The organism is Halomonas caseinilytica (assembly GCF_001662305.1).
Lineage (GTDB): Bacteria > Pseudomonadota > Gammaproteobacteria > Pseudomonadales > Halomonadaceae > Halomonas > Halomonas caseinilytica.
This window is the reverse complement of record NZ_BDEP01000018.1, coordinates 1-20,128: the sequence shown is the minus strand read 5'-3', so window position 1 is coordinate 20,128 and position 20,128 is coordinate 1. Positions and strand designations below refer to the sequence as shown.

Annotated in this window: 18 protein-coding genes; 4 read left to right on the top strand and 14 right to left on the bottom strand. The window is 65.2% G+C overall.

The genetic code is table 11. From position 1 onward, the window contains the following. Window positions 1-80: 80 nt before the first annotated feature. The 7 genes from folK to dksA form a co-directional block, all read right to left on the bottom strand. Entirely contained in the window at window positions 81-587 is a 507-nt protein-coding gene (gene folK, locus A9O65_RS13515) for a 2-amino-4-hydroxy-6-hydroxymethyldihydropteridine diphosphokinase (RefSeq protein WP_064702377.1), read from the bottom strand. Then, on the bottom strand, window positions 584-1,987 hold the full coding sequence (gene pcnB, locus A9O65_RS13510; RefSeq protein ID WP_064702376.1) for a polynucleotide adenylyltransferase PcnB: 1,404 nt from the start codon (window positions 1,985-1,987) through the stop codon (window positions 584-586). The genes folK and pcnB overlap by 4 nt, the downstream gene beginning before the upstream one ends. Before the next feature lie 962 nt (window positions 1,988-2,949). Further along, the gene (locus tag A9O65_RS13505; protein WP_064702375.1) at window positions 2,950-4,341 is read right to left on the bottom strand and encodes a sigma-54-dependent transcriptional regulator; all 1,392 of its coding nucleotides are present in this window, start codon (window positions 4,339-4,341) and stop codon (window positions 2,950-2,952) included. Next, window positions 4,319-7,279, bottom strand: a complete 2,961-nt coding sequence (locus A9O65_RS13500) for an ATP-binding protein (RefSeq protein WP_064702374.1) — start codon at window positions 7,277-7,279, stop codon at window positions 4,319-4,321. Before A9O65_RS13500 ends, A9O65_RS13505 begins: the two co-directional genes overlap by 23 nt. Before the next feature lie 15 nt (window positions 7,280-7,294). Continuing rightward, entirely contained in the window at window positions 7,295-7,474 is a 180-nt protein-coding gene (locus A9O65_RS13495) for a hypothetical protein (protein WP_064700530.1), read from the bottom strand. Between the two features lie 8 nt (window positions 7,475-7,482). Then, complete coding sequence (gene gluQRS, locus A9O65_RS13490) at window positions 7,483-8,379, bottom strand: tRNA glutamyl-Q(34) synthetase GluQRS (protein ID WP_064702373.1); 897 nt, start codon at window positions 8,377-8,379, stop codon at window positions 7,483-7,485. Between the two features lie 135 nt (window positions 8,380-8,514). Then, entirely contained in the window at window positions 8,515-8,952 is a 438-nt protein-coding gene (gene dksA / locus A9O65_RS13485; RefSeq protein WP_064700528.1) for an RNA polymerase-binding protein DksA, read from the bottom strand. Window positions 8,953-9,226: 274 nt separating this feature from the next. Here dksA and A9O65_RS13480 point away from each other — a divergent pair, with 274 nt between their 5' ends. Both A9O65_RS13480 and sfsA read left to right on the top strand, forming a co-directional pair. Further along, window positions 9,227-10,399 (top strand): pyridoxal phosphate-dependent aminotransferase, encoded by a 1,173-nt coding sequence (locus tag A9O65_RS13480; RefSeq protein ID WP_064702372.1) that lies wholly within the window; start codon window positions 9,227-9,229, stop codon window positions 10,397-10,399. Further along, the gene (sfsA, locus tag A9O65_RS13475; RefSeq protein WP_064702371.1) at window positions 10,399-11,130 is read left to right on the top strand and encodes a DNA/RNA nuclease SfsA; all 732 of its coding nucleotides are present in this window, start codon (window positions 10,399-10,401) and stop codon (window positions 11,128-11,130) included. Before A9O65_RS13480 ends, sfsA begins: the two co-directional genes overlap by 1 nt. A 9-nt stretch (window positions 11,131-11,139) precedes the next feature. Here the strand turns inward: sfsA and A9O65_RS17025 are convergent, their stop codons facing one another. From A9O65_RS17025 to A9O65_RS13445, 6 genes are all read right to left on the bottom strand, one after another. Further along, the gene (locus A9O65_RS17025; RefSeq protein WP_082920179.1) at window positions 11,140-12,477 is read right to left on the bottom strand and encodes a hypothetical protein; all 1,338 of its coding nucleotides are present in this window, start codon (window positions 12,475-12,477) and stop codon (window positions 11,140-11,142) included. Next, the gene (metW, locus tag A9O65_RS13465; RefSeq protein ID WP_064700609.1) at window positions 12,467-13,078 is read right to left on the bottom strand and encodes a methionine biosynthesis protein MetW; all 612 of its coding nucleotides are present in this window, start codon (window positions 13,076-13,078) and stop codon (window positions 12,467-12,469) included. Before metW ends, A9O65_RS17025 begins: the two co-directional genes overlap by 11 nt. Continuing rightward, window positions 13,078-14,238, bottom strand: a complete 1,161-nt coding sequence (metX, locus tag A9O65_RS13460) for a homoserine O-succinyltransferase MetX (protein WP_064700525.1) — start codon at window positions 14,236-14,238, stop codon at window positions 13,078-13,080. Before metX ends, metW begins: the two co-directional genes overlap by 1 nt. 43 nt (window positions 14,239-14,281) lie before the next feature. Beyond that, complete coding sequence (locus tag A9O65_RS13455; RefSeq protein ID WP_064700524.1) at window positions 14,282-14,875, bottom strand: YggT family protein; 594 nt, start codon at window positions 14,873-14,875, stop codon at window positions 14,282-14,284. Between the two features lie 26 nt (window positions 14,876-14,901). Next, a complete protein-coding gene (gene proC / locus A9O65_RS13450) occupies window positions 14,902-15,726 on the bottom strand; it encodes a pyrroline-5-carboxylate reductase (RefSeq protein WP_064700523.1) in 825 nt (274 codons plus the stop codon). Window positions 15,727-15,787: 61 nt separating this feature from the next. Then, window positions 15,788-16,492 (bottom strand): YggS family pyridoxal phosphate-dependent enzyme, encoded by a 705-nt coding sequence (locus A9O65_RS13445; RefSeq protein ID WP_064702370.1) that lies wholly within the window; start codon window positions 16,490-16,492, stop codon window positions 15,788-15,790. A gap of 54 nt (window positions 16,493-16,546) precedes the next feature. Between A9O65_RS13445 and A9O65_RS13440 the strand changes: the two genes are divergently transcribed. Then, the gene (locus A9O65_RS13440) at window positions 16,547-17,581 is read left to right on the top strand and encodes a type IV pilus twitching motility protein PilT (protein WP_064702369.1); all 1,035 of its coding nucleotides are present in this window, start codon (window positions 16,547-16,549) and stop codon (window positions 17,579-17,581) included. Window positions 17,582-17,589: 8 nt separating this feature from the next. Here the strand turns inward: A9O65_RS13440 and A9O65_RS13435 are convergent, their stop codons facing one another. Then, a complete protein-coding gene (locus A9O65_RS13435; RefSeq protein ID WP_064702368.1) occupies window positions 17,590-18,720 on the bottom strand; it encodes an anhydro-N-acetylmuramic acid kinase in 1,131 nt (376 codons plus the stop codon). A gap of 111 nt (window positions 18,721-18,831) precedes the next feature. On the opposite strand from A9O65_RS13435, the gene tyrS reads away from it, so the two are divergent. Next, on the top strand, window positions 18,832-20,031 hold the full coding sequence (gene tyrS / locus A9O65_RS13430) for a tyrosine--tRNA ligase (RefSeq protein WP_064702367.1): 1,200 nt from the start codon (window positions 18,832-18,834) through the stop codon (window positions 20,029-20,031). Window positions 20,032-20,128 lie beyond the last annotated feature (97 nt).

Here is a 20,128-nt window from a genome sequence, read left to right as displayed (position 1 = left end):
GGCGAAGGCCGGGGCCATGTGTAACCCGTGATTGTTACCTGAATCTGTCAAAGGTGTCGATAGGTAACACGGGTCGGGTGTTATCGAGATTGGGGTAACATTGACGGCGACACTCTTGTCGGTGGTGTCTCGTCTGGTAGGCCGGCTGCCAGGGTAGCGACATCACGACCGTCCGGCAGCACCAGGGCCGGGGCGATCTCGGCCAAGGGCACCAGCACGAAGGCTCGCTTGACCATTTCCGGATGGGGGAGCGTCAAGCGGGGTGTGACAAGACGTCGATCATCGAAAAGCAGCAGGTCCAGGTCCAGGGTTCGAGGGCCCCAGCGTCGTTCTCGGACGCGGCCATGGCGCTGTTCAAGGGCCTGCAGCTGATCGAGCAGAGCCAGTGGTGACAAGCGCGTCTCCAACTGGGCCACTGCATTGATGAAGTCCGGCTGGTCCGCCGGGCCGACGGGCCGCGTGGCATAGAGCGACGAGGCGCGCCGTTGCCGGGTCAGCGGCAACTGGTCCAGCTCACCCAACGCACGTTCGACATGGCTGTGCGGCGCATCCAGGTTGCTGCCGAGGCCGATCCAGGCGAGGCTCATGCGTCGTCGGTGGGGTTGCGCGGCTTGCGGCGGCGTCGCCGGCGACGCTTGCGCGGAGCCGGGGTTCCGGCCGGATCGGCGTCGACCTTGCCGAGCAGGCGGCGCTGTTCATGTTCATCGGCCTGCTGAAACGCTGTCCACCAGTCGCCGAGTCCGGGCTCGATCTCGCCGGCGGTCTCGCGCAGCAGCAGGAAGTCGTAGGCGGCGCGAAAGCGGGGATGGTCGCGAGTCTGGAAGACACGCTTGCCGCGACGCGAGGGCAGACGTTGCTGCAGGTCCCAGATATCGCGCATCGGCAAGCTGAAACGCTTGGGTATGGCGACGTGCTGCAACTGGCGCGATATCACGCGCTGCGATGCCGCCTGGAGCGCGGGTATCGGGGGCATGTCCTCGTCCCGCTCATGGTCGCGCTGGCGTAGCTGGACCGGCCCCCACAGCAGGGCGGCGAACAGGAAGGCCGGCGTTACCGGACGTTCTTCCTGCACACGCTTGTCGGTGCTGGCCAGGGCTTGTTCGATCAGGGTCTCGGCCCAGGGCAGCTCGTCGAAGGCTTCGTCGGCCTCGGGGAACAGCATGGCGAACAGGCCGTATTCCCGCAGTAGATGGAAGGTCTCAACGCCATGGCCGCCCATGAACAGCTTGAGCACCTCGTCGAACAGGCGGGCCGGTGGCACCTGCAGAAGCAGTGGAGCCAGCTCCCTGATCGGCGACTCGGTGGCGCCGGCCAGGTCGAAGTCGAGCTTGGCGGCGAAGCGCACGGCGCGCAGCATGCGTACCGGGTCTTCCCGGTAGCGGGTTGCCGGGTCGCCGATCAGCCTCAGGGTTCGAGCGTCGATGTCGCGAACCCCGTCCGCGAAATCATGAATCGAAAAATCGGCGATGTTGTAATACAGCGCATTGATCGTGAAGTCGCGGCGCAGGGCGTCTTCTTCAATATCGCCCCAGACATTGTCACGCAGCAGCATGCCGTCGTCGGATTGCTGGGCGACATGATCGCCGTGATCGTCACCGGGTTTGCCACGGAAGGTGGTGACCTCGATGACCTCGCGACCGAAGCGAACATGGACGATGCGGAAGCGGCGGCCGATGATGCGTGAGTTGCGGAACAGGCCGCGGACTTCTTCCGGCGTGGCGTTGGTGGCCACGTCGAAATCCTTGGGCATGCGGCCCAGCAGGGCATCGCGGATGCAGCCGCCGACCAGGAAGGCCTCGAATCCGGCATTGTGCAGGCGGTACAGCACCTTGAGGGCCGCATCACTGAACAGCTGACGCGAGACGGGATGTTCGTCGCGGGGAATGATGCGCGGCACAGGGCCTCCGACCGGCGCATCCTGAGGGCCGAACAGCGACTTGAGATGCTCGCCTGGACTCTGCAGAAAGCGGGTAAAACCTTTGATCATGCGGTGTTGTCGACTCGCGGGAGTACGAAAAGCGTTGAGTGTAGCGGACACCCGACACCTTGCAAAGCGTGACCCTATCACGCGCTAGGTACAAGCCGCATGCGACGAGCTGAACCGAGGCCGTTGCGGAGCCTCGATGGCCAGTCGGTCAACGGCATGCCCGACATGGTCGCACACGGGATATGGCGGCACATAGGATGGGTCGTACATAGAAAGGGGAGGCCGGTGGGCCTCCCCTGGATCAAGCAAGGTGCAGCATCCTGCTGCTGGTTCTTCTTCGTGATGGCACATCGCCTTGAATACGCACCACAGTCACCAAGGAGTCTCAGGCAAGCATGTTGTTGTCTTTATTGACGTTCCTGGCGGCGACCGCCTCGTATTCAAAACAATAATCCAACCACGACGGCATGCTTGGCATACCTCCCCCCGGTGGCTTGTTGTTGTTACCGGGGATGCACCCTGACGGCCCTTGTTCTTGTTGTTGGCCGGTTGGCGGTGCGTCGCGTCCTGATCTTCCGGCTTCGAATGCTTGTTGTTGTTGACCTCGAAGGACTCGCGCTCATGGCCGTTGCTGTTCTTGTTAGCGGCATGGCGCCCAAACGTCTCGACCCGAAGTGCTTGTTGTTGTCGGTTCGGGTCTTGTCACTGTGCTTGGCCATTGTTGTTGTTGGGGCCGTCAGTGACATCCGGATTTGTTTTTCTTGTCCATATGATTGCAGGGGGTATGCCACTAGATGAAAATCTATTTATTTTCAATGAGTTAACGTTTTTCATCATTTTGTAACCCAAAAGATGCATGGGCAGTGTTACCCAAGCTGCCCCGAGATGGGGCACACGCTGTGTGGGAAGGTAACAAATGGTGCGAATTGGTGGGCCGCCGCCACATGAACGGGGCCCCCGCGCGAGAAGACGTGGTCTCGTACTTTAGTCGAGCAAGGGGCGGTCGAGCGGGCTGCGCCGGGTCAGCCGACGTTGCGGCGAGGGTTCTTCTTGCGGGGGATGCCGAGTCTCTGGCGACGTTCCCACAGGCACTTGCGGCTGATACCCAGCTTCTGGGCCAGCTCGGTTTCGCTCATCTGGTCCTGGTGTTCCAGCACGAAATGCTGGAAGTAGTCTTCCAGGGAGAGATCCTCGGGATCATGATCTCCGTCGTCTTCCGGAGAATCGTCGATGCTTGCCGCCTTGATGGCAGAGGCCGGCGCCGAACGTGACGGCGGGTCGAGCCCCAGGTCGTCGGGGTGGATAAGATGGCCTTCGGCAAGGATGACGCCGCGCTCCAGGGCGTTTTCCAGTTCACGCACGTTGCCGGGCCAGGGGGCGTCGCGGATGACGCGCCGGGCGGCCCGGGAGAGGCGCAGGCCTTCGCGGTCGTGGCGGCGACAGGCCTTGGCGAGCAGTGAGTCGGCGATTTCCAGAATGTCGTCTTCGCGGTCTCGCAGCGGGGGAAGGTCGATCTGCATGACATTGAGTCGGTAATACAGGTCGAGACGGAACTCGCCGGTTTTCGACAGCGCATGCAGGTCCCGATGGGTGGCGGCGATCAGGCGCACGTCGACGTGACGTGTTTCCACCGAGCCGATCTTGCGAATCTCGCCTTCCTGAAGGACGCGCAGCAGGCGGGCCTGGGCGTCGGGCGGCAACTCGCCGATCTCGTCGAGAAACAGGGTGCCACGGTCGGCGGCTTCCACCAGGCCGGTACGAGCGGCATTGGCGCCCGTGAAGGCGCCCTTCTCGTGGCCGAACAATTCGGACTCGATCAGTGTTTCGGGAATGGCCGCGCAGTTGACGCAGATCAGAGGGGCGCGGGCGCGCTTGCTCTGCTGGTGCAGAGCAAGCGCGACCAGTTCCTTGCCGGTCCCGGACTCTCCCTGGATCAGCACGGTGACATCGGCGGGCGCCGTCTTGCGGATGCGCGAGTAGACGGTCTGCATGGCCGGGCAGTTGCCGATCATCGACGGCTGCTGGTCGCCCTGCTCGGCTACGTCGGGCGGTATGTTCTGCTGAGAGGCCTGCTGTTGCAGCACGCGGGAAACGGTGTCGAGCAGCTCGTCATGGTCGAAGGGTTTGGCGACGTAGTCCACCGCGCCGAGCTTGAGCGCTTCCACGGCTGATCGCATGCTGGCGTAGCTGGTCATGATCAGCACCGGTATCGGGGCGGCGAGGTGGATGAGGTCGGTGCCGGGCTCGCCGGGCAGGCGCAGGTCACTGATCACCAGGTCGAAACCTTGTGGGTCGAGTTCACGGGCTTCGGTCACGGAGCCGGCTTCGCTGACCTCATGGTCGTGACGTTCCAGCAGACGCCTCAGGGCGCTGCGGATGATGGCTTCGTCTTCAACGATCAGAATCCGGCTCATGGGTGCTTTCGCCATTCTCTTGATGGAGGGGCAGCCACAGATGGATGCGCGTACCGCTGACCTGTCCGGCGGGCGGAGACTCGATCTCGATCTGGCCATCGTGCTCGGCGACGATGCTGTAGACCAGTGGCAGGCCGAGGCCGGTGCCTTCACCCGCCGGCTTGGTGGTGGTGAAGGGTTCGAACAGGTGGTCGCGCACCTGAGGGGCGATGCCGTGGCCTTCATCGGTGATGGTCAGGTGCAGGTACCGGTCTTCCGGATTGGCATCGACGATGACGCGATCCCCCGGCTTGCTGGCATCCCGGGCATTGCCCAACAGATTGATCATCACTTGCTGCAGGCGCTGGGCGTCCCCGAAGACCGCCGGAGCGGTCGGGCAGCGGTTCTCATACTGGATATCCTCCCCCGAGCGGGCGAGCTGGATCAAGTGCAGGGCTTCGTCGGTGACGCTGGCCATGGAGGTCGATACGAAATTCGCGCCTGCGACATGTCGGCCACCATGGGCGAAGCCGACCAGCGAGCCGACGATCTTCGAGACGCGATCGGTGAGGTTCTGGATCTGGTCGGCCGTCTCGAGCAGAACGGGATCGTCGGTGTCGTAGCGAAGGTTCTGGGCCAGCGAGGAAATGCCGGTGATGGGGTTGCCGATCTCATGGGCGACACCGGTGGCCAGCTGGCCGATGGAGGCGAGACGAGCCGCGTGAACGAGTTCGTCTTCCAGCCATTTCATCTCGCTGTGATCCTCTACCAGGATGACATTGCCGCCGTCCTCTCCTTGCTCGCCCTGCAGGCCGGCACGATGCAGGGTCAGGTAACGTTGCCCGCGCGCCAGGCTGACCGGCTGCTTGTAGAGACGGCCCTGAGGGGTGGCGAGGATCTGTCCGAGCAGGTCGTTCCAGGGCGTGGGCAGGGTGTCGCGATGGGCGCCGATCACCGAGTCCCCCTCGATGCCGGAAAGCTCGGCGAGGGCATCGTTCCACATCAGTAGCTCCCCGTCCTCGCCAAAGGCGCACAGGCCGATGGGCAATCGGGTCAGGGTGCGGCGGTGGTAGCGTCGCAGGCCGTCGAGCTCTCGCGCCAGGCCGGTGAGCCGCGAACGATAGGCTTCCAGCCGGCTCTCGACGAAGTGGATGTCCTCGGTGGCGCTGGGGCCGTTGTGCCGGTAGGGCAAGCAGCGATCGACGATATCCTGGGCCACCGAGGGGCCCATCAGGCCGGAGAGGTTGGCCTGGATGCGATCGCGCAAACGCCGCAAGGCGTAGGGGCGGCCGTCCAGCGGGGAAAGCCCCAGTGCATTCAAGGCGCGTTCCACCTCCCGATTGGCGACATCCTCGCCCAGCACGCGAGCCAGGTGGCGCTTGAATTCGGCCCCGTTGGTGGCGACCAGGGGCAGTCGCATGGGGCGTACCACGGCGTCCACCGAGCACGCTTCGGCAGCTGCACGCTCTCCTGCCGAGGTCCGGGTGGCCAGGGAGACGAGGATGAAGGTCAGGATGTTCGCCGCCAGCGACACCAGCGTGACGCTGTACCAGGCGGGGGCGCCGTCGAGGATCTCCAGTCCCGGTGGCAGGAACACCATTGCCGGATAGTCGGTGAGCAAGGGGACCCACAGACCGGCCAGCCAGATCGCCATGCCGACCGCGAGTCCGGAGACCATGCCCTTCCGGTTGGCGCCCGGCCAGTACAGCAGGGCGAGCATGCCCGGCAGGCACTGGGCCATGCCGACAAAGGAGGCCAGCCCCAAGGTGGAGAGATCGTGGCGCACGCCGACCAGGCGATAGAACAGCCAGCCGCCGACGATCACCGCAGCAATCAAGCCGCGACGCAGCCAGCGCAACCAGCGATAGAGATCGGGTTGCGCAATGGGCGGATGCGCCACCAGAACCAGATGGTTGAGGACCATCCCCGACAGGGCCAGCGAGATGATGATCATGGTGCCGCTCGCCGCGGCCAGGCCGGCGATGAAGGCCAGGCTGTCGACCCACCACGACGAGGAAAGCCCGAAGGCCAGATAGGCGGCGCCGGCGCCGACTTCGTGGACCCCCAGGCGTTGCGTGGCCCACAGGATCAAGGGCACCGGCAGGGCCATCAGCAGCAGGAACAGCGGCAACGCCCAGCTGGACTGGAGCAGGGTACGGCGGTCAAGCGTCTCGGCGAAGGTAATGTGGAACATGTGCGGCATCAGGAAGGCCGCCGAAAAGAACAGCAGCAGCAGCGTCCGCCACTGGGCCGGGTCGAGCTGGGCGATGCGGGTCTGGTCGAGGTGACCGGCGCCGTCGAGCCAGGCCTGGAGGTCGGCGGGCCCTTCGAAGATGCCGAAGAGCGCGAAGGCCCCCAGGGCCAGCATGGCGACCAGCTTGACCAGAGACTCCAGGGCGATCGCCGCCAGCAGGCTGTCGTGCCGAGCGCTGAGGTGCGAGTGGCGCGCGCCGAACAGCATGGCGAACAAGGCGATCAGCAGGCTGAAGCCCAGGGCCAGCAGGGAGGGCGAGCCAACACCGCTGAGGCGATGGATGGCATGACCCATGGTCTGTATCTGCAAGGCCAGCAGGGGCAGCACGGCCAGCAGGCTGACCAGAGTCAGCAAGGTGCCGACCCAGCGTGAGCGGAAGCGAAAGGCGAACAGGTCGGCCAGCGAGGACAGCTGGTGCGTGCGTGTCATGCGCTGGATCGGCACCAGCAGCACCGGGGCCAGCAGGAAGGCGCCGGCCACGCCCAGGTAGTAGGCCAGATAGCCAAAGCCATAATGGCTGGCGAATTCCAGGCTGCCATAGACCGCCCAGGCGCTGGCATAGACGCCGAGGGCCAGGGTGTAGACGGCAGGATGGCGTACCAGTCGTATCGGTAGCCAGCCACGCTCGACGGCCAGTGCGCAGAGAAACAGCAAGGACAGATAGCCGACACCGAGCGCGAGCAGGCCAGGGAGATTCAGGCTCATTGCGATACGGCCTCCCTAGCGTCGTTCATCGAGCTTGCGCTTTTGTTCCAGCCACAGGGTCAGCGCGATCAACCCGCCCCAGATGAGAAAGGGACGATACCAGGCGGCATCGGGGTTGGCCCAGCCGCTCATCAGCAACGGCGAGAACAGATAACCGCCGAAGACCAGGAACAGCATGATGCGATAGACGTACATGACTCTCCTCAGCGTTGGGCGGTGTCCGGCGCGTGCCGCTCGGCGGTCGGCTGCAGGCGTTGTGGCGACCAGTGGGTGACGGCCCACTCGAGCTGCGTCCTGGCCGACTCGGTGGCCAGCGCCGAAGGTGGCGACTGGTCCAGGGCGATCAAGGCACGGTGCAGCAAGGGACGCACGGCGTCTTCCTGTTCCGGCAGGGCCGGTGCCAGGTTCTGCTTCGACAGCTTCTGCCCGTTCTCCCCCAGGATCAATGGCAGATGCAGGTAGCGTGGCGTCGGCAACGCCAGGGCATGCTGAAGCTGGCGCTGCCAGGGGGTGTTGTCGAGCAGGTCGAAACCACGTACCACGTCGGTGATGCCCTGCTCGCCATCGTCCACCACCACGGCCAGCTGGTAGGCCCAGAGGCCGTCCTTGCGCTTGAGGACGACATCGCCGAGCGAGGCCGGCTCGAAACGCTGGGGCCCGAAAAGCCGGTCCTCCCAGGTGATCGGCGTCGGGCCGAGGTCGCTGCGCAGGCGCCAGGCCAGGGGCTTGTCCGGCTCACGCGGGCCAGCCCTGCACCAGCCGGGATAGACGGGGTGATCCCGCCACTGCTTGCGCGAACAGCTGCAGGGATAGGCCAGGCCCAGCGCCTCGAGTCGGGCGAGCGCGGCCTGGTAGGCGTCGTCCCGGTCATGCTGCCAGTGGACCGGGCCGTCCCAGAACAGGCCAAAGGCTTCGAGCTGGCGCAGGATAGTATCTGCAGCGCCGGGTGGGCAGCGCGGCGGATCGATGTCCTCGATGCGCAACAGCCAGTGGCCTTGCCGGTGGCGGGCATCGAGATAGCTGGCAAGGGCCGCGATCAGCGAGCCGAAGTGCAGAGGGCCCGAAGGCGTGGGAGCGAAACGGCCACGGTAGTCGCGCATGGACGGCTCCGGGGCGAGTCAGGGGAGCACTGCTCAAGGGCCGGCGCGACGGCCCGACATGATGTCGTCAGCGTGTCCCGGGTGAAGGGGCGCCGGGCCACCCGGGTCCGGCGCAGAAACCGATGGAAACGCCGCTCAACCGCCGAGCTGTTTTTCCTTGAGTTCGGCGAGGGTCTTGCAGTCGACGCACAGCGTGGCGGTGGGGCGCGCCTCGAGACGGCGAATGCCGATCTCGACGCCGCAGGCCTCGCAGAAGCCGTAGTCGTCCTCGTCGATCTTCTCGATGGTCTCGTTGATTTTCTTCAGCAGCTTGCGCTCCCGATCACGGGTGCGCAGCTCAAGGCTGAACCCCTCTTCCTGGGTGGCGCGGTCGGCAGGGTCGGCGTAGTTGTTCGCCTCTTCCTGCAGGTGGCGAACCGTGCGGTCCACCTCCTCCATCAGTTCCTGTTTCCAGCCCAGCAGAATCTGCCGGAAGTGCTCGAGCTGCTTCTCGTTCATGTACTCTTCACCCGCCGCCGGCTCGTACGGGGTGAATTTCTTGGGCGCTTCCATCTTCTGTTCGGCTACTGGCATGGGACTGCCTCGCTACTTTAGTGACTGCTGATCAATACCCGCCGCGGTGCTAAGGTATCTCACGCCAAAGGGATGCTTGTTTAGCGAAAAAATGGCGACTTTGCAAGACCGGTGTGTCATGGGGTGACGCCATGAGCCCGGTCCAGGCGACTGCGTCAGCATGTCAAACGTCGTAACATGCTGACTTTGACCATGGCGAGCGTAAAAGATGCCCGCCGGCGGCGTTCACGATCAAGGGGAGGCCGTTCATCGTTCACGTGCAGAGGAGACCGCCATGTCCTGGAGCTCGCGACTGGAGGGCGTTGCCCCCTTCCGCGTGATGAACCTGCTGGAGGCCGCCCAGGCACGCGAGGCGGCCGGTCACGATGTCATCCATCTGGAGATCGGCGAGCCGGATTTCCCGACGCCGGCACCAATCGTCGAGGCGGGGCAGCAGGCCCTGAACGCGGGCCATACACGCTACACGCCGGCGGCGGGTCTGCCGGCCTTGCGCGAGGCCATCGCGGCACATTATGCCGAGTGTTTCGGTGTCTCGGTGGCGCCCGAGCGGATCCTGGTTACGCCCGGCGCCTCCGGTGCGTTGCTGCTGGCCAGCCAGTTGCTGGTGGAGTCCGGTGATCGGGTCCTGATGGCCGACCCCACCTATCCCTGCAATCGCCACTTCATGGCGCTGGCCGGGGCCGCGATCGATGCCGTGCCAGTGGGCGAGGAGAGCGGCTGGCAACTGGATGCCGGCCTGGTGGCGACGCATTGGCGTGAGGATACCCGCCTGGCGATGCTGGCCACGCCCTCGAACCCTACCGGCCATATGCTCAATGCCGATCAGCTCGGCGACGTGGCCGGGGCGGTGGCCGAGCGCGGCGGGCATCTGCTGGTCGACGAGATCTATCAGGGGCTGAGCTATGATCTCGCGCCCCTGTCGGCCGCGTCGGTGGCGCCGGGGGCGTTCGTCGTCAACAGCTTCTCCAAGTATTTCGGCATGACCGGCTGGCGCCTGGGTTGGCTGGTTGCCCCCGAGGCCGCGGTCGAGCCGCTCTCTCGGCTGGCGCAGAACGTGTTCCTGGCGGCGTCTACGCCGGCACAGCACGCTGCCCTGGCGGCCTTCTGCCCCGAGTGTCGGGATATCCTCGAGCAGCGTCGCATCGAGCTGCAGCGCCGTCGTGATGCCTTGCTCGATGGTCTGGCCTCCCTGGGGCTGGCGCCGTCGCTGCCGCCTCAGGGGGCGTTTTATCTGTGGCTGGATATCTCCCGCTACAGCAGCGATAGCGAGGCCTTCTGCCGGCAATTGCTCGAGGAGGAAAACATCGCCATCACCCCGGGGACCGACTTCGCCCTGCAGGGGGGCGAGCGCCATGTGCGCATCGCCTTCACTACCGATGTCGGCCGGCTGGAGGAGGCGGTCGGCCGGCTCGAGCGCTTCCTGGCGCGCCGGAAGGGGACGCGCTGATGCGTTATCCCGAGCTGGTGCCCGGCATCCTGCTGCGTCGCTACAAGCGCTTCCTGGCCGATGTTCGCCTCGACGATGGACGTGAGGTGGTGGCCCATTGCCCCAATACGGGGTCGATGCGAGCGGTTAACGTGCCCGGCTGTCGGGTCTGGTTGGCGCCGAGCGATAACCCCAGGCGCAAGCTGGCCTGGACATGGGAGTTGATCGAGTTGCCGCAGCCCGAGGGTGGCATGGCACTGGCCTCGGTGCAGACGGGGCGCGCCAATCGTATCGTCGAGGAGGCATTGCACACGGAGCGAGTCGACGAGCTGGCCGGTGCCGGTGAGTGGCGCCGGGAGGCGCGGGTCGAAGGGGCTCGGCTGGATTTCCGTCGCCTGGGGGAGGAGGGACGCGACACCTTTGTCGAGGTCAAGCAGGTGACCCTGCGCGAAGACGATGGCCATGGCTATTTCCCCGATGCGGTCAGTGAGCGCGGTCGCAAGCACCTGGAAACGCTGGCGGCCCTGGCCGCCCGAGGGCATCGTGCCGTCCTGCTGTTTCTGGTGGCCCACGAGGCGATTGCCGATGTGGCCCCGGCGGGCCACCTGGATCCGGCCTATGCCGAGACGCTGGTGCGGGTGGCGGGACAAGGCGTGGAGGTCATGGCTCGTGGCATTCGGGTCGTTCGGGACGGTAACGGATACCCGCTGACCATCAGTCTGGGCAAGGCGCTGCCGGTAAGACTGGCCTGATGGCGTCGCTCAATCGGTCCGGGGGCGGCAGCTTGGCAGGGTTGCCAGCACTCGGTCCAAGGCTTGCTGGCCACGCGCCTCGCCAGCGGTATGGCACCACCACTGGCGATGGATGGCGCGTACCCTGACCCGGATGCTCGGCACGCCGATCACCTGGCTCATGGCGAGACGGTGCAGGCCCTTGTTGAGCTTGATCAACTGCCCGTGACGGTCCACTGCGACGCCCATCGGGTCCTTGCTCAGTTGGTCGTCGAAGCCGAAACAGGCGATGGACTCCATGTAGCGATGGTAACGTCGTAGATAGGCCAGGATGCGCTCCGGGCGGTCGAGCATGACGCCATCGGAGTGGGATACGATGGGCTTGCCTCGAGCCAGCCGCTCGGCCAGTCGATGGTAGCTGTGGCTCTGCTCCAGTCGACGGCGGTGGTACCAGATGTCGGCGATGAAGTGCATGCGACGGCTGGCCAGAAAGGCGGTCAGGGAGACGTCCCAGTTTCCGTCCCAGAGCAGACGATTGCCGATCCGATGACGCTGCTTGCGGTCGGGAAAGGCACCCTGATAGTCGAGCTCGTGCTGTAGCTCTCGTGGTGCCACATCAATTTCCAGTTGGCTGGCGTGGCATGCCTCGATCACATGGCGCGGCAGCCCCTGTCGTTCGATCCAGGTGCTCCCCGGTATCTGATGCCGCCACAGGGCGAAGACGCTTCGCTCCAGAGGGCGCGCGACATAATGGTTCAGCTTCTCCATCGTGCGCCGGCTCAGACGCGACAGGCGCATGCGGCGGGCGATGGCCGGTGAAAACAACCGGGGGTCCGCAGGTTCGCCGCTGGGAGTGAGCGGCATGTTCCGGGCGTTTTCGAGCAGCATCAGGGCATCGGTCAGGCGTGCCTTCAGCCTGGAGCTGACGCTGGCCGGTGGCAAGCGTTCGGCCATGGCCCAGAGTCGGTAGGGTGACAGGGGCTCAGGGCGGGTGAGCGGGGGTGGCAAGGCGATGGGGTCGGTTCCGATGTCGAGCCGCGACATGTCGTGGCCGGCGAGGTTGGTCTTCGGGGCTTTCAGTTGACTGTTCAGGCGGCTGCCGAAGAGACGCATCATCCAGTGCTCGGGAGGCTCGTCGGCGGGCTGGAAGCGCCACGCATCGTGCCAGGCGAGCCCGAGGGTGTCATGCACCACGGTCTCGATGTCCTCTGGCGTCGCGAGGAACTGCTGGGCCACGGCCAATAGGCGAGGAACGCTATGCCGGGCCAGCAGCTCGAGTCCGGTGGGAGAGCCTCGCGCGCAGGCGTCCAGGGCATCGCCCAGTCGAGAACAGGCGATGTCCGAGACGCGGGCGGCCTCAGGGGGCACGACGGGAACTCCGCCGGGTGACGCGAAAGATGGCGATCTCGCCGAGCAGGTTGGGCCATAGCCGCGAGGCCCAGTGGTCGCGGTAATCTCCGGCCCCTACGGCCCGATCGACGATCACCAGGTCCTTCTGACGACACAGATGCTCGAAGTCATTGAAGGTCGACAGGTGAATGTTGGGTGTGTCGTACCAGGCATGGGGCAGGGATTTCGAGACCGGCATGTAGCCGCGCAGCCCCAGATGGACCCGATGACGCCAGTAGGCGAAGTTGGGGAAGGTGATGATGCATTCCTCGGCGACGCGCAGCATCTCGTCGAGCATGCGGTCGGGGCGGCGCAGGGCCTGCAGGGCCTGGGTCATCACCACCAGGTCGCAGGCGTCGTCCTCGAAGTTGGCCAGCCCGTCGTCGAGGTTCTGCTCGATGACATTGACCCCGCGAGCAAGACAGCGGGTGATACCGTCGGGGTCGATCTCCAGGCCATAGCCGGTGACGTTCTTGTCGCGTGCCAGGGCAGCGAGCAATGTACCGTCGCCGCACCCCAGATCGAGCAGGCGGGCGCCCGGAGGCACCCAGTCGTAGATCAGCTTCAGATCGGTGCGCATCATGCAGACTCCTCCAGCAGGCCCTGATCGTGTGCCACGCGATCCATGAAGGCGGCGAATACCGCCTGATAGCGGGGTTCGGGCAGCAGGAAGGCATCGTGGCCGTGAGGCGAGTCGATGTTGGCATAACTGACCGACTTGCCGGCCCGGATCAGAGCATTGACCAGCTCCTTGGAGCGCGAGGGAGGGAAGCGCCAGTCGCTGGAGAAGCTGACCACCAGGAAAGGGCAACTCACCGGTGCCAGGGCCGCGGCCAGGTCACCTTCATGGTTGGCGGCCGGATCGAAGTAGTCCAGAGCCTTGGTCATCAACAGGTAGGTATGGGCGTCGAAGGATGACGAAAAGGTATCGCCCTGGTGGCGCAGGTAGGATTCCACCTGGAACTCCACGTCGTAGCCGAAGTTGAGGTCCGCGCTGCGCAGATCGCGGCCGAACTTGCTGCCCATGGCGTCTTCCGACAGGTAGGTGATATGACCCACCATGCGGGCCAGCTTGAGGCCGCGCCGGGGCAGGGTGCCATGGTCGGCATAACGGCCATCGAAGAAGTCGGGGTCCGAGCGGATGGCCTGGCGGGCGACCTCGTTGAAGGCAATGTTCTGTGCCGACAGCTTGGGGGTCGCCGCGATCACGCCGGCATGGGCGATGCGGTCGGGGTAGGACAGTGCCCACTGCAAGACCTGCATGCCGCCCAGGCTGCCGCCGACGATGGCGGCGAAGCGCTGGATGCCGAGTCGGTCGGCCAGTCGAGCCTGGCTGTGTACCCAATCGAGCACCGTCATCATCGGAAAGTCAGGGCCCCAGGACTCCCCGGTTTCCGGGTTGATGCTGGTAGGCCCGGTACTGCCATGGCAGCCGCCGAGGTTGTTCAATGACACCACGAAGAAACGGTCGGTATCGATGGACTTGCCCGGCCCGATGTGGGCATCCCACCAGCCGGGCTTGCGATCTTCCGGTGAATGGAAGCCGGCGGCGTGATGGTGCCCGGAGAGGGCGTGACAGATCAGCACGGCATTGCTGCGCTCGGCGTTGAGCGTGCCGTAGGTCTCGTAGACCAGGTCATAGGCCGGCAGCGTCTTGCCGCAGGCCAGCTCCAGGGGGTCGTCGAAGTGCGCCGTCAGGGGCGTCACCAGGCCGACCGACTCGCGAGGCATCTCGGTCATCAGGCGTGTCGTGTCCCGTCGTTATGATGTTGTGTATGGATTCCTAGAGGCCGACCAGCACACCGACGACGCCGGCGGCACGGATCAGCGAGCCGACCACGATACCATCGATCAGGTTGATGGCGATGAACACCACGATGGGCGACAGGTCGAGCATGCCCAGCGGCGGGATGACACGGCGCACCGGTGCCATGATCGGCTCCACCAGTTGCATGATCAAAAGTGCCCCGGGGTGGCTGGCGCGTGGCGCGACCCAGCTGAGGATGATCATCGCGATCAGCGCGAAGAAATAGATCTTGAGGATGGCATTGGCCAGCGCGGCTACCGCGCCGATGGCCAGGCTGTCCAGCGGTGCCATGCCATAGCCTGCGATCTGCAGGATGGCGATGATGGCAATAAGCTTGAGCACCAGGCCACTGGCCAGGGTGGCCAGGTCGAAACGTCCCATCACTGGCCCCAGGAAGCTCTGGAAGGGGCGCACGGCCGGCTGGGTGATCTTGACCACCGACTGGCTGATGGGGTTGTAATAGTCGGCCCGCGATGCCTGCAGCAGAAAACGCAGCATCAGCAGGAACAGGTAGATGTTGACGAGGGTGTTGACCAGCAGCAGGCCAGCGTTTCCCAGTTGACTGCCCATCAGGGCTCCTCCATGTCCGTGGTGTGTCAGCGCTTGCCGAGTTCGTCGGCCATTTCGCCCGCGCGCTCGGCGCAGGCGCGCATCGCGCTTTGCATGATGTTGCGCAGGCCCGCGTTCTCCATGTGCTCGATGGCGCGCTCGGTGGTGCCGCCGGGCGACATCACGTTGCGCTTGAGCTCGCCTGGTGTCTTGTCGCTGTCCATGGCCATGCGGGCGGCGCCGTAGGCGGTCTGCATGGCGAGTCGACGTGCCGTGTCGGCGGGCAGGCCAAGATCGGCGCCGGCTTGTTCCATGGCCTCGAACATCAGGAAGAAATAGGCCGGAGCGCTACCGGAGACGGCGGTCACGGCGTCGAGCAGTGCCTCGTCGTCGACCCACTCGACCAGCCCCACGGCCTCGAGCAGCTCACTGGCGATGCGCTGCTGGGCGTCCGTGACGCGGGCATTGGCATAGAGGCCGGCGGCACCGGCACCGACCAGCGACGGCGTGTTGGGCATGCAGCGTACGACTGGTAAATCGCCGCCAAGCCAGTGCTCCAGTGTGTCGGCGGGCAGGCCGGCCGCCACCGAGAGGATCAGTGGCTTGCGGGCTTGAATGGCATCGCGCATGCCGGTGCAGACGTCCTGCATGATCTGTGGCTTGACCGCCAGGACCACCACGTCGGCCTGAGCCACGGCGCTGGCGTTGTCGGTCTCGGTGTGGATGCCCAGTCGTTCGCGCAGTGGCGCGAGCGCGCTGTCATCGGGCGAGGTGGCGGTAATGGCGTCGGCGGAATAGCCGCTATCGATCATTCCGCCGATGATCGCGCCGGCCATGTTGCCGGCGCCGATGAAGGTGACTTGGCTTGCCATGCGGTCTGTCCTGTGTAGGTGACGATGATGGCCCGACGGTGACCCGGCGGGCATGTAACGTTCAGGGGCGCTGGCGCGCGCCGAAGATGGCGGTGCCCAGGCGCACCAGGGTGGCGCCTTCCATTACCGCCGCCTCCAGGTCGCTGCTCATGCCCATCGACAGTGTATCCAGAGGTGCCTCGGGGAGTCTTGCGCGCAGCGACTCCAGGGCATCGCGTAGTCGGGTGAAGGGGCGGCGTTGCTTGTCCGGGTCGGTGCTGGGCGCCGGAATGGCCATCAGGCCACGCAGCCGCAGATTCGGCAAGCCGTGCACGACCTCGGCCAGGGCCGGCAGGTCGGCGAGAGCGATGCCGGACTTGCTGGCCTCGTCGCTGATGTTGACCTGCAGGCAGACGTTCAAGGGGCCCAGCGAGGTCGGGCGCTGGGCATCAAGACGTCGCGCGAGTCGTTCCCGGTCTACGCTATGAATCCAGGCGAAGTGTTCGGCCACGATGCGGCTCTTGTTGGACTGCAGCGGGCCGATGAAATGCCAGACGATGTCGTTCAGGTCTGCCAGCTCGGCCTGCTTGTCCAGGGCCTCCTGGACATAGTTTTCGCCGAACTCGCGCTGGCCGAGTTGCCAGGCCTCGCGGATCATGGCGGCGGGCTTGGTCTTGCTGACGGCCAGCAGGCGCGCGCCGTCGTCGGGGCGACCCGCGGCCAGCAGTGCCGCCGAGAGGCGTTCACGTGCGGCGGTCAAGGACTCGGAAAGCGCCGGATCCGTCATGTCGTGTGGTCCGTCATGCAACAGGAACCCCTGTATAGGGAGCGAGGGAATCGCATGGATATTACCGAACTGCTGGCCTTCTCGGCAAAGCGGGGTGCCTCCGACCTGCATCTTTCGGCAGGCATGGCGCCGATGATGCGTGTCGATGGGCAACTGGAGGCACTCGATGTGCCGGTCGTCGATGACCCGACCTTGCGTCGGGCGCTCCGGACACTGCTCGGCGAGTCGCATTGGGCAAGGTTCGAGGCCGAGCTGGACGCCGACGTTGCACTGGAGTTGCCGGAGGTGGCCCGCTTGCGGGGCAATGTCTTTCAGCATGGGCGTGGCATCGGGGCGGTGTTTCGCATCATCCCCGGCCAGGTGAAGGGGCTGGCCGAGCTGGGCATGATAGAGACCCTGGGCCATCTGGCCGAGTTACGCCGAGGGCTGGTTCTGGTAACGGGCCCTACCGGCTCGGGCAAGAGCACGACCCTGGCGGCGATCGTCGATGCAATCAATGCGTCACGAGACGAACACATCCTGACCATCGAAGACCCGCTGGAGTTCGTGCACCACGGCAAGCGCTGCCTGATCAGCCAGCGTGAGGTCTCGCGGGACACTCGCAGTTTCGCCGCCGCCTTGCGTAGCGCTCTGCGCGAGGATCCCGATGTCATCCTGGTCGGCGAGATGCGCGACCTGGAGACCATGCGACTGGCGCTGACCGCCGCCGAGACCGGTCATCTGGTGCTGGGCACGTTGCATACGCTCTCGGCGGCCAAGACCATCGATCGCATCATCGATGCCTTCCCCGGTGCCGAGCGGGACATGGTGAGATCGATGCTGGCGGAATCCCTGCAGGCGGTCGTCTCGCAGGTGCTGTTGAAGCGTCGCGGCGGCGGACGTGTGGCGGCGCACGAACTCATGGTCGCCACGCCGGCGGTGCGCAACTTGATTCGCGAGGGCAAGGTGGCGCAGCTTTACTCGGTGCTGCAGACCGGCGCCGCCCAGGGCATGCAGACACTGGAGACGGCGCTGGCGCGACTGGTTGCCGAGGGAGTGATAGCGCCGGATGAGGCACAGTCGCGGGCGCGGTCTTCCCTGGGGCCGTGAGGCCGGGGTCAGGGCGCGTAGATGCCGCCCAGGATGCGCGGGCCGGCGGCGCCGGTGACGGAGGGAAGGTTGCCGGGTAGCCGTTCGAGCCTTCGCCAGGCCAGCCAGGCGAAGGCGCCCGCCTCTAACCAGTCGGCTGGCCAGCCGAGATTGGCACTGTCTTCCAGAGGCGTGTCGGGCAATCGCCTGGCCAGCCGGCTCAACAGGTCCGGATTGTGCGCGCCGCCCCCGCACGGGATCAGGCGGCCGACCGCTGGTGCCTCGAGGCGTTCACGAGCCATCTCGATGCCCATGGCGATGCTGATGGCCGTGAGTTCGGCCAGTGTTGCCTGTACGTCCTGTGGTCGTTCGTTCCCTGACAGCCGTGCTTCCAGCCAGTCGAGGTTGAACAGCTCGCGACCGGTACTGCGCGGCGGTGGCTGATGAAAGAACGCTTCTTCGAGAAATCGCTCGAGGAGAGCCTCGTCCACGCACCCCGAGGCCGCCCAGGCACCGTTCGCGTCGAAAGGCCCGCCACGATGTCGGGCGTGCCAGGCATCCAGCAGCGCGTTGGCGGGACCGGTATCGAAACCCAGTGGCGCGTGGGGGCTGGTCTCGGGCGGCAGCAGGGTAAGGTTGGCGAAGCCGCCGAGATTGAGGATGACCCGCCATTCATCGGGTACCCGAAAGAGTGCCTGATGGAAGGCGGGTGCCAGCGGGGCAGCCTGACCGCCCGCGGCCAGGTCTCGACGTCGGAAGTCGGCGACCACGCAGCAGCCGGTCAACTCGGCCAGCAGGCTGGGGTTGTCCAGCTGAAGGGTATAGGCCGGGCCGCCATCGTGTCCCGCCGGTGCGTGCTCCACGGTCTGGCCGTGGCTGCCGATGGCGCTGATCTCCGTGGCCGGGATGTCTCGCGCCTCGAGCAGAGCCTCGACCGCCCTGGCCTGGAGTCGGGAGAAGTCAGCCTCGGCGCGGGCCAGTTCGGCGAAGTCGATGCGCTCGGCGTGGCAGAGGCGCCACAAGAGATCACGCAGTTGCGGTGGAATCGGTTCGCCATGGGTGGCCAGGAGTCGCGGTGGCGCCTCGGAGGTGATGTCGACCAGGGCAGCATCGATGCCATCGAGACTGGTGCCGGACATCAGGCCGATGAATAAGCTCATGAGGACTCCCGGGATAGGCTCAACCGTTATTGCGGGGCATGATAGCATTGGCAGGATACAGACGCTGATCAAGGTCCGGAAAGGACCGTCTTGCCGAGTGGAGAGGAGAGAATGACCGATGTCGCCGACGCGCTAGCGTTGCTCAAGCGCGGTACCCACGAGATTCTTCTGGAAGACGAACTGGAAAAGAAGCTGGCCTCCGGCCGTACTCTGCGCATCAAGGCGGGGTTCGATCCCACCGCGCCGGACCTGCATCTGGGGCACAGTGTGCTACTGACCAAGATGCGTCAGTTCCAGGATCTCGGCCATGAGGTCATTTTCCTGATCGGCGATTTCACCGGCCGCATCGGCGATCCCACCGGCAAGAACGTGACGCGCAAGCCGCTCACTGAGGAGGAGGTGCGGGCCAACGCCGAGACCTACAAGGAACAGGTCTTCAAGGTGCTCGACCCCGCCAAGACCGAAGTGCGCTTCAATGCCGAATGGTTCTCCGCCATGAGTGCCGCCGACATGATCGAGCTGGCGGCGCAGAGCACCGTGGCACGCATGCTCGAGCGCGACGATTTCGAGAAGCGGTATCGTGCTGGCCAGTCGATCTCCATCCATGAGTTTCTCTATCCGCTCGTGCAGGGCTATGACTCCGTGGCGCTGGAGGCCGATATCGAGCTCGGCGGCACCGACCAGAAGTTCAACCTGCTGATGGGCAGGGAGGTACAGAAGCACTTCGGCCAGGAGTCGCAGGTCGTCATCACCATGCCGCTGCTGGAGGGGCTGGACGGCGTCCAGAAGATGTCCAAGTCGCTGGGCAACTATGTCGGGGTCGACGAAGCGCCGGGTGCGATGTTCAACAAGCTGGTATCCATGCCTGACAGCTTGATGTGGCGTTATTTCGACCTGCTGTCTCTGAAGAGCAACGAGGAGATCGATGCGCTCAAGCGTTCTGTTGATCAGGGCGCGAATCCTCGGGATATCAAGATGGAGCTGGCGCGCGAGTTGATCGGTCGTTACCACGGCGAGGAAGCGGCGGCCAATGCACACCGCAGTGCCGGAAATCAGCTCGCCGAGGGAGAGCTGCCCGAGGACCTGCCGGAAGTGGAGGTCGATTTCGAGGGAAGCGACCAGGCTCCCATCGCCGCCGTGCTCAATCGTGCCGGGCTGGTGCAGAACAGCGCTCAGGCCAAGGACATGCTGGGGAATGGGCGGGTGAAGGTTGACGGTGAAGTAGTCGCCCGCGATCACATGCTCGATACCGGCGCGCATTACGTGATCCAGGCCGGCAAGAAGCGCTATGCACGAGTGACGCTTACCTGATACGCCTCGGCTTGCCCCGTTGGCCCTTGTCGAGATGAACGCCCGCCGCGAGCGGGCGTTTTCGTCGCCGGCCCGGCGTTTGGGTTATCCACACCCG